This window comes from Hymenobacter plasmatis, assembly GCF_020711255.1.
In the GTDB taxonomy this organism is placed as follows: Bacteria; Bacteroidota; Bacteroidia; order Cytophagales; family Hymenobacteraceae; genus Hymenobacter.
Genome location: NZ_JAJFAW010000017.1, coordinates 91,081 through 105,122 on the forward strand (window position 1 = coordinate 91,081; position 14,042 = coordinate 105,122).

The 14,042-nt window shown below is 60.1% G+C and carries 8 protein-coding genes; all 8 read left to right on the forward strand.

Translation table 11 applies throughout. The features are described 5' to 3' along the window. The first annotated feature begins 73 nt into the window (after positions 1–73). The 8 genes from LJ738_RS13490 to polA all read left to right on the forward strand — a co-directional run bounded on the left by LJ738_RS13490 (position 74) and on the right by polA (position 14,006). Positions 74–793 (forward strand): LytR/AlgR family response regulator transcription factor, encoded by a 720-nt coding sequence (locus LJ738_RS13490; protein ID WP_227786915.1) that lies wholly within the window; start codon positions 74–76, stop codon positions 791–793. A 461-nt stretch (positions 794–1,254) separates the two neighbouring features. After that, positions 1,255–1,956: a hypothetical protein gene (locus LJ738_RS13495; RefSeq protein WP_227786917.1), complete on the forward strand. Its 702-nt coding sequence runs from the start codon at positions 1,255–1,257 to the stop codon at positions 1,954–1,956. A gap of 60 nt (positions 1,957–2,016) precedes the next feature. Further along, on the forward strand, positions 2,017–4,785 hold the full coding sequence (locus LJ738_RS13500) for a TonB-dependent receptor (protein WP_227786919.1): 2,769 nt from the start codon (positions 2,017–2,019) through the stop codon (positions 4,783–4,785). After that, the gene (locus LJ738_RS13505) at positions 4,786–5,970 is read left to right on the forward strand and encodes a DUF4249 domain-containing protein (protein ID WP_227786921.1); all 1,185 of its coding nucleotides are present in this window, start codon (positions 4,786–4,788) and stop codon (positions 5,968–5,970) included. Between the two features lie 59 nt (positions 5,971–6,029). Continuing rightward, positions 6,030–7,196 carry a DUF4249 domain-containing protein gene (locus LJ738_RS13510; protein WP_227786923.1) on the forward strand — a complete coding sequence of 389 codons (1,167 nt, stop codon included), beginning with the start codon at positions 6,030–6,032 and terminating at the stop codon, positions 7,194–7,196. Positions 7,197–7,211: 15 nt separating this feature from the next. After that, entirely contained in the window at positions 7,212–8,414 is a 1,203-nt protein-coding gene (locus tag LJ738_RS13515) for a DUF4249 domain-containing protein (protein ID WP_227786924.1), read from the forward strand. Positions 8,415–8,447: 33 nt separating this feature from the next. Then, positions 8,448–10,874, forward strand: a complete 2,427-nt coding sequence (locus LJ738_RS13520) for an MSCRAMM family protein (RefSeq protein ID WP_227786925.1) — start codon at positions 8,448–8,450, stop codon at positions 10,872–10,874. A 246-nt stretch (positions 10,875–11,120) separates the two neighbouring features. Further along, positions 11,121–14,006 carry a DNA polymerase I gene (gene polA, locus LJ738_RS13525; protein ID WP_227786927.1) on the forward strand — a complete coding sequence of 962 codons (2,886 nt, stop codon included), beginning with the start codon at positions 11,121–11,123 and terminating at the stop codon, positions 14,004–14,006. Positions 14,007–14,042: the final 36 nt, after the last annotated feature.

The following is a 14,042-nucleotide window of genomic DNA, read 5'->3' on the forward strand; positions in this document are numbered from 1 at the left end:
ACCTTAACAGTATGGCCAAGAGTTAACTCAACGGCTGCCATATTTGTGTTCTACTCGCTCTTCTTTCCTTCCTATGTTAACATGCGCCATCATTGATGATGACGAGATTAATCGTCTGACTCTCGAGCACTACATCGAGCTCTCCCCCAACCTCAAGCTGGAGGTATCGTTGGCGGATGGCATTGCCGGGCTGGCTTACTTCCGGGAGGGCCACAAGGTAGACGTGTTGTTTCTGGATATTGAGATGCCCCACCTCAGCGGCCTGGACCTGCTGCGGGTGCTCACCGACCCGCCGGAGGTCATCATCACCACCGGCCGCCAGGACTTTGCCGTGGATGCGTTTGAGCTGCGCGTGACCGACTACCTGGTAAAGCCCTTCGAGTTTGGGCGCTTTACGCAGGCCGTGGAGCGGGTGCAGTCGCGCCGGGCCACCAGCCCCGCCCCTGCCGCCCCTGCGGCCGCCGACAGCCCCGCCAACACGGACTTGTTTGTGAAGGTGAATAGCCGCATGGTGCGCATCAACTTCGACGACGTGCTGTACGTGGAGGCGCTGTCCGACTACGTCAACATCGTGACATCCAAGCACAAGTACATCGTGTACACTACGCTAAAGGCCTTGGAAACCCGCCTGAGCACCTTCCCCAATTTCATTCGGGTGCACCGCAGCTACCTGCTCAATACCCAGCACATCGAGTCCATCGAAGACAACACGGCCAACCTGCGCGGCGGCCACTTTGTGCCCATCGGCAAGTCGTACCAGGAAGCGTTTTACAAGGGCTTGCAGCGCATTTAAGCGCGGCGGGCTTTTCCCATTGCCTGCAGTTGGGAAGCTGTTCAAGTTTATTATCGGGATGTCAGAACAGTGTAGAGACGCCACACTTGGCGTCTCATCGTCCGCGCCGTTAGCAATCCGCTCTAACCATCGTTCAACGACGAGACGCCAAGTGTGGCGTCTCTACACTGTTCTACTAATTGTAGACACTAATTGCTGGCGGAGGTTGGGCTGGAGTTGAGCTAAAAAACAAGACAGTGCGGGGCCATTTGCCTTATTGGGCTGAGGTGGGCCTTTGCAATCGGGCCGTTTGAAATCATAAAATCCAGTAGCTGAAGTCTGCAAACTAACCTAGTATTCATTATATTCATTGCCTTATCTTCGCCTGATACTAAATAAGCCTGCGCTCAGTTAATCCACGAAAACTGGCGCATCTACCCCTGATGAAGATACTCGGTACCACGCTTCTTGCCATGCTGGGTATGCTCGCGCTCGGGCGGCCTGCGTTCAGCCAATCGGCGCCGGAGTTGGCGTCTGCCATCAACGCAGCTCAACAACAGTACACCGCCTCTTTTGCCGGGCTCCCGCAGCTTTACAACGGGCCTGAATATGTGGACTATGCCAAGCGTTACCAGCCGCGCACGGGGCACCAGTTTTTCTTGTGGCCGGACAAGCAAAGCGGGAGCGTGTATTACAACGGCCAGGCATTTGGCAACCTGCAGCTGGCGTACGATGTGGTGCTCGACCAAGTGGTGCTATCGCAGCCCACCAGCCCGCTGCTGCTCCGGCTCATTCCCGAGAAGCTGGAGTACTTCACCCTCAACAACCACCGCTTCCGGCGGCTGGTGGCCGATAGTGCTTCGAGCCGGGTTATTCGCACGGGCTTCTACGAAGTGCTGGTGGATAGCAGCGTGCAGGTGCTGGCTAAGCGCGCCAAGCGCTTGCAGGAGCGCATCGTGACGCCCAACATCGCCGTGGAGTTTACGGCTACCGACCGGCTGTTTATGCAGAAAGGGGGCAGCTACTACGCCATCAAGCGGAAGAGCAACGCCCTGCGGCTATTCGCCGACAAGAATAAAGAGATGCAGAAGTTTATTCAGCAGAATAAGCAGACGCTCAATAAGCTGCCTTTGGAAGCCTCCATTGTCCAGCTAACCCGGTACTACTGCAGCCTGCCGCAGTAGCCCCGGCGCGCTGCCCGCGCCTGCGCCGCCTTTCGCCTTCCTTTTGCCGCCGTTCCGTTCATGAAGTACGCTTATTCATCGGTTTTCCTTTTGGTTTTCATGCTGCTGGGCTTCACCGGCTACGGGCAGCAGGCAGAAAAAGCAGTAAGCGGCACCTTTGCCCACATGCGTTTCGAGCAGTTCGTGAGCCAGCTGGAGGCCCAGACCAACTACCGGTTCTACTTTGATTCCAAGGCCGTTGACAGCCTCTTTGTGACGCTTCAGGTGCAGAACCAGCCGGTGCGCGCGGTGCTGGAGCAGGCCCTGCAGAACACGGCGTTTCACTTCGCTATCGACGACGAGAACCGTGTATTTGTGTCTTCAGCCGGCATCATCAACCCGGCCCTGCCCGGCGACTTCTTTCAGCCCAAGGCGGCCACTGCCACGGTAGTCCAGGCCGAGGAGCCCGTGGCGGCCGGGCCCACCGGCCGCTCCCGGCTGGTGAGTGCATCCGAATACAAGGTGTACGAAGTGGGAGCCGGCGGCGAGGCGGGCAGCAAGGCCACGCTGGCCGGTCACATCCGCGACCAGAAAACAGGCGAGCCCGTGATTGGCGCCTCCATCTACTCAGAGTCGCCGAACATCGGGGCCAGCACCGACCAGTTTGGGTACTACTCGCTCACGCTGCCGGTGGGCCGCTACGACCTGAAAGTGCGCGGCGTGGGCATCAAAAACACCAAGCGCCAGGTGGTGCTGCGCGGCAATGGCAAGCTGGAAATTGAGGTGGAAGAAGACGTGGTGCAGCTCAAGGAAGTGGTGGTGGAAGCCGAGAAAGACAAGAACGTATCGGGCATGCAGATGGGCCTGGAGAAGCTTGATATCAAGACCATGCGGCAGGTGCCCACGGCCTTTGGCGAAACCGACATCTTGCGGGTGGTGATGACCCTGCCCGGCGTGAAAACCGTGGGCGAGGGCAGCACCGGCCTGAACGTGCGCGGCGGCGCCACCGACCAGAACCTGATTCTGTTCAACGACGCCACCATTTACAACCCGTCCCACCTGTTCGGCTTTTTCTCGGCCTTCAACCCCGACATTCTGCAGGGCGTGGAGCTGTACAAAAGCGCCATTCCGGCCAAGTACGGCGGGCGTTTATCGTCGGTGCTCGACATCACCACGCGCGAGGGCAACAAGAAGAAGCTGGCAGGCTCGGGCGGCATTGGGCCGCTCACCAGCCGCCTCACGCTGGAAGGGCCACTGCTCAAAGACCGCAGCTCCTTCATCATCAGCGGCCGGGCCAGCTACTCCGACTGGCTGCTGCACCAGCTGTCCGACAAGAACTTCAAGCAAAGCGCGGCGTCGTTCTACGACGTCACGGCCCACGTCAGCCACGAAATCAACGAGAAGAACTCGGTGTACGCCACGGGCTATTACAGCACCGACCGGTTTCGGCTGGCCAGCGACACCACCTACCACTACACCAACCAAAACGCCAGCCTGAAGTGGCGGCACAACTTCAACAACCAGCTGTACGGCGTGCTCACCGGCACCATCAGCCACTACGACTACGACATCACCAGCGACAGCAACGAGAAGACGGCCTCGCAGCTCAAGTATGCCATTACGCAAAGCAACCTGCGGGCCGACTTCAGCTACTTCCCCAATTCGCGGCACACCATCGACTTCGGGGGCAGCTCGCAGCTCTACAACATTGCTCCCGGCAGCTTCCTGCCGCGCGGCGACGCCTCGCTGGTGAAGCCCGACGTGCTGGCCCCGGAAAAAGCGCTGGAAAGCGCGTTGTACGCTTCGGACCGGTTCGACATCACGCCTCGCTTTTCGCTTTCGGTGGGCTTGCGCTACTCCTTGTTTCAGGCGCTGGGGCCGCGCGATGTGTACCAGTACACCCCCGGCGAGTCGCGCACGGAAGCCTCCCTCACCGACACGGTGCGCTACGCCGCCGGCAAGGTGCTGGCCACGTACCACGGCCCGGAATACCGCGTGTCGATGCGGTACTCGCTTAATGACCGGTCGTCGGTGAAGGCCAGCTACACCCGCACCCGCCAGTACATTCACCAGCTCACCAACACGGCATCGGTATCGCCAGCCGATATCTGGAAGCTGAGCGACGCCAACATCCGGCCCCAGGTCGGCGACCAGGTGTCGGTGGGCTACTACCGCAACTTCAAGAACAACACGATTGAAGCGTCGGTGGAAACCTACTACAAGTCCTTGCGCGACTTCGTGGACTACAAAAGCGGCGCCACGCTGGTGCTCAACCACCACATCGAAACCGACATCATCAACGCCCAGGGCCAGGCTTACGGCACCGAATTCTTCGTGAAGAAGCTCACCGGCAAGCTCAACGGCTGGGTGAGCTACACCTACTCCCGCTCCTTGGTGCAGGTGAACGCCGGTACCCCGGCCGACATGATAAACGGCGGGCGCTATTACCCCAGCAACTTCGACAAGCCCCACGATTTTACGCTGGTGGGCAACTACCGCTTCAGCCACCGCTTCAGCACCTCCCTGAACCTGAACTACAGCACCGGGCGCCCCATTACGCTGCCGCTGGCCAAGTACTACGTGGGCAACTCGCTGCGCGTGTTCTACTCCGACCGCAACGCCTACCGCGTGCCCGACTACTACCGCATGGACCTGGCCCTCAACATCGAGGGCGGCCACAAGGTAAAGAAGCTGGCCCACAGCTCCTGGACGGTGGGCGTGTACAACCTCACCGGCCGCCGCAACCCCTACTCCATCTACTTCAAGTCGGTGAACGGGCAAATCAAGGGCTACCAGCTGTCCATTTTTGGTGAGCCCATTCCCACGGTTACTTACAACTTCAAGTTCTAGATGCTCCCGCGCTTTTCCTCCCACTTGCGGGTCGTGTATTGGTGCGTTGGGCTGCTTTGCCTGGCGGGCTGCACCGACCCGTACCTGCCGGACATTATCAAGACCCCACCCAGCTACTTGGTAGTGGATGGCTCTATCAACCCGCAGGGCATCAGCAGCATTAAGCTCTCGCGCACCTACGCCATTGCTTCGGCCACCGCTCCGCCGGCCGAAACCAAGGCCACGGCGTACATCGAGGACGATGCCGGCACGCGCTTGTTGCTGGTGGAAGGCAGCTCCAAGGGCACCTATGCCTCGGCCGCCCTCACGCTGAACCCAGCCCGCAAGTACCGCCTGCACCTCAATACATTGGCTGGCAAGGAGTACGTGTCCGACTTTGTGCCCGTGAAAATCACGCCGCCCATTGATGCCCTGACGTGGCGCGCTGCCCCTGATGGGGTCAATATTTACGTGAATGCCCACGACGACACCAAGAGCACGCAGTACTACCGCTGGGAAACCGAGGAAACCTGGGAAATCACCCCTCCTTACCAGCCCACCCACGAGTACGTTAAACCCCTCCTCATTTACATCAGGACACCGTTTCCTCGCTTGTGCTGGGGCTTTGAACGTCCTTCTTCGGTGTTTATAAGCAAAACCACGGCTTTAACTCAGGACGTCGTAGCGGACTTTCGGGTCAAGGCCCTAGCCTCCAATTCCGAGCGCCTCTACACGCGCTACAGCATTTTAGCGCGGCAGCACGCCTTGACGAAAGAGGAATACGCCTACTGGGAGTTGCTGCGCAAAAACACAGAAAGCATTGGCACGCTTTTCGACCCGCAGCCAGCTCAACTTACCGGCAACGTGCACTGTGTGAGCAACCCCGCCGAGCCAGTTCTGGGCTTCGTGGGCGCCCACTCGACCACCGAAAAGCGCCTCTTCATCGCCCGCGCCGAGCTGCCCAATGCCCGGGACCTGCTCTCTGGCTACGAGCAGTGCCTCCCCCCCGATACGGTGCGGTTGCCGCCCAAGGGAGTCTTTCCACCGCCCAAACCGGCAGAAGTGCTGGAGGCAATGTTTGGCTCGCCAGCGTATTTGCCCATCACGATAGAGCAGGATAACAGCGGACAATATGTGTTGGCCAAGCCGCGCGACTGCGTTGACTGCCGCACGCGGGGCTCAGCGGTGAAGCCCAGCTTCTGGTAATCGTTTTTCTCCTTTCAATGCTTCCTGCCCTCTCAGAATTATCTAAACATCAGCTTCCGATGAGGCTGTATGCCTGCCTGGGCTGGCTGGCCGTGCTATTGCTGTCGGGCTGCACCGACCCGTACCTGCCGGATATTATTAAAACCCCGCCGAGCTACCTGGTCGTGGATGGCTTTATCAATATCCAAGGCGTGAGCACCGTCAAGCTTACGCAGGCCTACGCCATTGCCTCGGCCAAAGCCCCGCCCGTGGAGGCCAAAGCCACGGTGTACATCGAGGAAGATGGCGGCCCGCGCTACGTGCTGCGCGAGGCGCCGGTGGGCACCTACACCTCGGCCGCGCTGGCCTTGAATCCGACCAAAAAATACCGCCTGCACCTCAACACGCAAGCCGGCAAGGAATACGCCTCGGACTATGTGCCCGCCAAGCTCACCCCGCCCATCGACAACTTGAGTTGGCGGGTTGATAATGCGGAGCTCAACATTCTGGTCGATGCCCACGATGCCACCAACGCCACGCGCTACTACCGCTGGGAGTTCGAGGAAACCTGGGAAATAAGGCCGGCTTATAGTACTTCGCTCGAGTACATCAACCATGCGATGAAAGCGCGAGCCGTGCCCTTTCCAAGCGCGTGCTGGGGAACTGAAGGCTCTAAAACCGTGCAAATTGACAAGACCACGTCCCTGACCCAAGACGTGGTATCCAACCACCGCTTGCGGGTGCTGCCGGCCAACACGGAGCGCCTGTTCACCCGCTACAGCATCTTGGCGCGCCAGCTGGCTCTTACCAAGGAGGAATACGCTTACTGGGACCTGCTGCGCAAAAATACAGAAAGCATCGGCACACTCTTCGACCCGCAGCCAGCTCAACTTACCGGCAACGTGCACTGCCTGAGCAACCCCGCCGAGCCGGTTCTGGGCTTTGTCGGAGCACACTCCGTGATGGAAAAGCGCCTCTTCATTGCCCGTGCCGACCTGCCCCGGACCATGAGCGTACTCTCGGGCTACGAGAAATGCGTGCCTCCGGACTTCATTGACTTGTACCCAAAGATTTTCATGCCTCCCAGTCCGGCCGAGATAATGGAAATAGCTTTCAGCCAACCCGATTACCTGCCGGTTGGCGAGGTGTATGGTTCGGCCAATGACGTGGTTGGGTACGACGCCGCCCCGCGCGATTGTGTCGATTGCCGCACGCGGGGCTCGGCCGTGAAGCCCAGCTTCTGGTAATCTTTTTCCAGCTCCATGCTTCGCACCAACCTAGCACTTTCTAACCATTCGGTTCCCGTTGGGCTGTGCGCCTGCCTGGGCTGGCTGGCCGTGCTATTGCTGTCGGGCTGCACCGACCCGTACCTGCCGGCCGCCATCAAGGCGCCGCCGAGCTACTTGGTCGTGGATGGCTTTATCAACCCGCAAGGCATCAGTTCCATCAAGCTTTCACGCACCTACGCCATCGGCTCGGCGTTGGCTCCACCGCCCGAGACCAAGGCCACGGCGTACGTAGAAGAAGAGAACGGCCCGCGCTACACCCTGCGCGAGGCGCCGGCAGGCACCTACTCCTCGGCCGCGCTGGCCCTGAACCCGGCCAAGAAATACCGCCTGCACCTAACCACTGCGGGGGGCAAAGAGTACGCTTCGGACTTTGTGCCGGACAAGCTCACCCCGCCCATTGATGCCATCACCTGGAAATTCGAGAACTCCGAATTCAGGGTTTTGGTCAGTGCCCACGACGCCACAAACAGCACCCAATACTACCGCTGGGACTACGACGAAACCTGGGAAATCAGGCCCGCCTACGATACCGGACTGGAATACACCAATCACGCACTGCGATTTCGGGCAGTGCCCCTGCCCCGGGTTTGCTGGGGCACCGATATCGCCAAAACGGTTCAAATCGACAAAACCACGTCCTTGGCGCAGGATGTGGTGGCCGAACACCGCTTGCGGGTGCTGCCGGCCAATACGGAGCGTCTGTTCACTCGCTACAGCATCCTGGTGCGTCAATATGCCCTGACGAAGGAGGAATACGCTTACTGGGACCTGCTGCGCAAAAACACGGAAAGCATCGGCACGCTCTTCGACCCGCAGCCAGCTCAACTTACCGGCAACGTGCACTGTGTGAGCAACCCAGCCGAGCCGGTTCTGGGCTTTGTGGGCGCCCATACGGTCACGGAAAAACGCATTTTCATTGCCCGCGCCGACCTGCCAGCCGGTACCGACCCGCTCTCTGGATACGAGAAATGTATTCCCCCAGAATTCGTTAGCTATGATGTGCCCGGTGAAACCATTGCACAGATACAGGAAAGGGTTTTGGGCAAGTTCGACTACCTGCCTGTGGTAGAAGGCAAGCACCCGCTTACCGGAGAAATCGGCATTTTCGTCGCCGTGCCCAATTGCCTCGATTGCCGCCTGCGGGGCACAGTGGCGAAGCCGTCTTTCTGGCCTTAATTATTCTAAGTCAATCTTATGCGCTGCTTCAACATGGCTGCATTTTTACGCTGGGCTTCGGTAGGTGCCCGCCCCACTCAGCTGCTGGGGCTGCTGTTTTTGCTCTGGGTGGCCGGCGCCGGCAGTGCAGCCGCCCAAGCCGATGCCGCAGGCAGTCTGGCCGGGAAGCTCACCGCCTACCAGCAGCGCGGCCCCCACGAAAAACTTTTCCTGCACCTGGACCGGCCCGTGTACCTGAGCGGCGAAACCATGTGGTTTAAAGTTTATGCGGTGGAGGGCACCTACTCCCGGACCCTGGCCCTGAGCAGCGTGGCCTACGTGGAGGTGCTGGATGCCGAGCACCAGCCCGTGCTGCAAACCAAAGTGGCCTTGAAAAACGCCTCCGGCCAGGGCTCCTTTCTGCTGCCGGCTTCGCTGGCGGCCGGCAGCTACACGGTGCGGGCCTACACCAGTTGGATGAAAAACTTCGGGCCCGAAGGCTACTTCCACAGCGCCATCACGGTGATTAACACGCTCACGGCCTCAGGAGCGGGGAGCAAGGATTCGGCCACGTACGAGGCCCAGTTTTTCCCGGAAGGCGGCAACCTTGTGAAGGGCCTCCGCAGCAAAGTGGCCTTTAAAATCACCGACAAGTCCGGCAAAGGCATCGCCGCCGATGGCAAGGTGCTGAACCAAAGCGGGGCCGTGGTGGCCACGTTCAAAACGCTCCGGCTGGGCATGGGCAGCTTCGCGTTCACGCCCGCGTCGGACCAGGAAGTCTACACGGCGGTGGTTGCGCCGGGCAAGGCGCCGGCTATCCGCCGCAAGCTGCCCCGGGTGTACGCGCAAGGCTACGTGCTGCGCCTGGAAAACACGAGCCCCGACCAACTCACCGTGACGGTGAACGCCACTAACTCCCAGCCCGAAACCGTGTTTCTGCTGGCCCACTCCCGCCAAAAAGCGCCCGTGGCCCTGCAGGCGCAGCTGGTCAACGGCCAGGCCTCGTTTGTGGTGAGCAAAGCCCAGCTGCTGGAGGGTGTTTCGCACTTCACGCTGTTTAATGCGGCTCAGCAGCCGCTGTGCGAGCGGCTGTATTTCCAGGCGCCCCAGCACCGGCTCGCCATTTCAGCTCAACCCGATAAGGCGCAGTACACCACCCGCGATAAAGTAAGCGTGCAGATAGCCGCCGCCGACCAGCAAACCCCGCTGCCGGCCAGCTTATCCATGGCCGTCTACCGGCTCGATTCGCTCAATACCGCGCTGCCACCCGCCATCGACCGTTCGCTCTGGCTCACGTCGGACCTGAAGGGCACCGTAGAAAATCCAGACTATTACTTCACGACCACCAGCCCGGAGGCCGCCGAAGCGGCCGATAACCTGATGCTTACGCAGGGCTGGAGCCGGTTTCGGTGGGAAGACGTGCTGGCCGCTTCGCCCAAGCCATTCGAGTTCCTACCGGAGCCCAACGGCCTGCTTGTTCGGGGGCGCCTCACCCGGCCCGGCACCAACCAGCCCAAGCCGGGCGTGATGACGTTCCTGTCGTCGCCGAGCCGCATCACCCAGCTCAGCAACTCGCAGAGCGACGCCGACGGCCGGGTGCAGTTTGAGCTGAACAATTTTGTGGGCGCGCAGGAAATCGTGGTGCAAACCGACCCCAAGCAGGACAGCACCGGCCAGCTCACCATTTTCGACCCGTTCTCCGCGCAGTATTCCGGCGCGCCGCTGCCCTCGTTTGGCCTCACGGCGCGCTTCCAAAACGACTACGCCAAGCGCAACCTGCAGGCCCAGGTGCAGAACGTGTTTTCGGGCAAGTACCGCAGCCGCTTTGCCGCGCAGCCCGTCGACAGCCTGCCGTTTTTCGGCAAGCCCAACGAAACGTATTTGCTCGACAAGTACACCCGGTTTAAGGTGATGGAGGAGGTACTGCGCGAGTACGTGCCCGGCGTGGTGGTGCGCATCCGGAAGGATGGCTTTCACCTGCAGGTGGTAGACAAGCTGAACAAAACGGTTTTCGAGGACAACCCCTTGGTGCTGTTGGATGGCGTGCCGGTGTTCAACATGAACAAAATCATGGCCATGAACCCGCTCAAGATTCGGAAGCTGGACGTTATCGATGGCCATTATTTTCAGGGACTGGCCGTTTACGACGGCATCGTGAGCTTCACCACCTACAAAGGCGACCTGGAAGGCTTCTCACTCGACCCGCGGGTATTGGTGCAGCAGTACGAAGGCGTGCAGCGGCAGCGGGAGTTCTACGCCCCGCGCTACGATACGCCCCAGGAAAAGCAAAGCCGCCTGCCCGACCTGCGCAACCTGCTCTACTGGAATCCGAACATCAACACGACGGCATCTCAGCCCAACACGCAGTATTTCTACACCGGCGACCAGGCCGGGCGCTACCTAGTGGTGTTGCAGGGCCTTGCTTCTTCCGGGCTATCGGGCAGCACCAGCTTCGTGCTGGAGGTGAAACCGGTACTGTAAGCAAATCAATCGTCTGTCATGCTGAGCCTGCGAAGCATCTTATCACGTTCGAACGAATTGAGCTAACCTGATAAGATGCTTCCTGCGTCAGCATAACGGACGATTGGATTAGCAAGCCAACCGGATGCTTCGTGCTGCTCAACATGACGTGCTACTGCATAAAAGCAACGCGCGGCCGGACGCTTTTCATCCGTTCGGTTTCGATAAGCTGTACCCTTCTACAGCCGCCGCCCGTACCTTCGCACTATGCCTGAACAACCCGCCGCTCCTGCCAAAAAGCTCTTCCTGCTCGACGCCTTTGCGCTGATTTACCGCTCGCACTTTGCGTTCAGCAAAAACCCGCGCATCAACTCCAAGGGCATGAACACGGGCGCCGTGCTCGGCTTCACCAACACGCTGGTGGAGGTGCTGCAAAAGGAGAAGCCCACCCACATTGGCGTGTGCTTCGATGGCCCGAAGAAGACGTTTCGCCACGACCAGTTTGCTGCCTACAAGGCCCAGCGCCAGGCCATGCCCGAAGACATCGGCATCGCCATTCCCTACATCAAGAAAATCATTCAGGCCTTCCATATTCCGGTGCTGATGCTGGACGGCTTCGAGGCCGATGACGTGATTGGCACGCTGGCGCAGCGGGCCGAGGCCCAGGGCTTTGAGGTGTACATGATGACGCCCGACAAGGACTACTGCCAGCTGGTGACGGAGCACATCAAAATCTACCGCCCGGCTTTCATGGGCAACGCAGCCGAGATTCTGGACGTGGACCACGTGCTGGCCCGCTTCGAAATTGAGCGGGTGGAGCAAGTGATTGACATTCTGGGCTTGCAGGGCGACGCCAGCGACAACATTCCCGGCATTCCGGGCATCGGCGAGAAAACGGCCAAGACGCTGATTCAGAAGTATGGTTCGGTGGAAAACCTGCTGGCCCATGTGGATGAGCTCAAAGGCAAGCAGCAAGAAAACGTGCGCAACTTTGCCGAGCAGGGTCTGATGAGCAAGGAGCTGGCTACCATCCACGTGAACGTGCCGCTGCCCTTCGAGCCGGACGCGCTTGTGCTGGATGCCCCCGACGAAGCCAAGCTGCGCGAACTGTTCGACGAGCTGGAATTCCGGCAGCTGGCGGCCCGCGTGCTCAGCGGCGGCCCGCCCCGCACCCCGGCCAGCGTGGCCAAGCCGGGAACTACCGGCGCCCGGCGCCCGCGGGTGGCGGCCGGCCAGGCCTCGCTCTTTGCCAACCCCGGCGACGAAGCCGTGGCCATCGCCGCTGAGGAAGGCGAAACCGGCCGCTACGGCGCGCCCAGCGGCCCGCGCAAGCGCCTGGAAGACGTGCCCTACCAGTACCATTTGATTGACACCCCGGAGCTGCGGAAGATGCTGCTGGGCTTCCTGTTGCAGCAAACCGAAGTCAGCTTCGACACCGAAACCACCGGGCTCGACATCATGACGGCGCGGCTCGTGGGCCTGAGCTTCTGCTGGCTGCCGGGCGAGGCCTACTACGTGCCCGTGCCTACGGATGATGAGCAAGCCGCCCAGGCCATTGTGGACGAATTCTGCCCGTTTTTCGAGGCTGAACACATTCTGAAAATTGGGCAGAACGTGAAGTACGACCTCACGATTCTGCGGCACTACAACGTGGAAGTGAGCGGCAAGCTGTTCGACACCATGCTGGCGCATTACCTCATCGAGCCCGACATGCGCCACAACATGGACGTGCTGGCCGAAACCTACCTGCACTACTCGCCAGTGTCCATTCTTGAGCTGATTGGGCCCAAGGGCAAGAAGCAGAAAACCATGGCCGACATCCCGCCCGCAGAGGTAAAGGACTACGCCTGCGAAGACGCCGACGTGACCCTACAGCTCAAACACGTGTTTGAGCCCATGCTGCAGGACCTGGGCCTGCTCGGCTTGCTCAACGACGTGGAAAACCCGCTGGTGCCGGTGCTCTCCAGCATCGAGTACGAGGGCGTGCGGATTGATTCCAACGCCATGAACGAGTACTCGGCCGAGCTGCAAGGCTACATTTCGGAGCTCGAAACCCAGATTTTCCGCGAAGCCGGGCAGGAGTTCAACATCGGCTCGCCGAAGCAGTTGGGCGAGGTGCTGTTTGACAAAATGCAGATTGGCGGCGGCAAAATCAAGAAAACCAAGACCGGCCAGTACGCCACCGGCGAGGAAATCCTGAGTTTGCTGGCTGCCGACAACCCCATCGTGGCCCTGATTCTGGAGTACCGCCAGCTCACCAAGCTGCGCTCGACCTACGTGGAGGCGCTGCCCCAACTGGTGTGCGTGGCCGATGGCCGCGTGCACACCAACTTCAACCAGGCCGTGACGGCCACCGGCCGCCTGAGCAGCACTAACCCCAACCTGCAGAACATTCCCATCCGCACGGAAAAGGGCCGGGAAATCCGCAAGGCCTTCGTGCCGCGCGACGAAAACCACGTGCTGCTCGCGGCCGACTACTCGCAAGTGGAGCTGCGCATCATGGCCGACTTCTCGGGCGACAAAACCATGATTGAGGCCTTCCGCCAGGGGCTCGACATTCACGCCAGCACGGCCAGCAAGGTCTTCAAAGTGCCGATTGAGGAAGTGGACAGCGACATGCGGCGCAAGGCCAAAACCGTCAACTTCGGCATTATCTACGGCATTTCGGCCTTTGGTTTGGCTCAACGCATCGGCATTGGCCGGAAGGAAGCCACCGACATCATCGAGACGTACTTCCAGGAGTTTCCGTCGGTGAAGCAGTTCATGGACGAGAGCATCAACAAGGCCCGCGAGCTGGAATACGCCGAAACCCTGCTCAAGCGCCGCCGCTACCTGCGCGACATCAACTCGCGCAACGCCACGCTGCGCGGCTACACCGAGCGCAACGCCATCAACGCCCCCATCCAGGGCACGGCCGCCGACATCATCAAGATGGCCATGATTAACATCTACCACTGGCTGCGCGAGGAGAAGCTCCAGACCCGTATGATTCTGCAGGTGCACGACGAATTGGTGTTCGATGCCGTGAAAGAGGAAGTGGAATACATCACGCCCAAAATCAAGGAGCTGATGACCCATGCGCTGCTGCTGCCCCGCGGCGTGCCGCTGGAAGTGGAAGTGGGCACCGGCAATAACTGGCTGGAGGCCCATTAAATTGAGCTGAATACTCACAACTTCAGTTACTTCCAC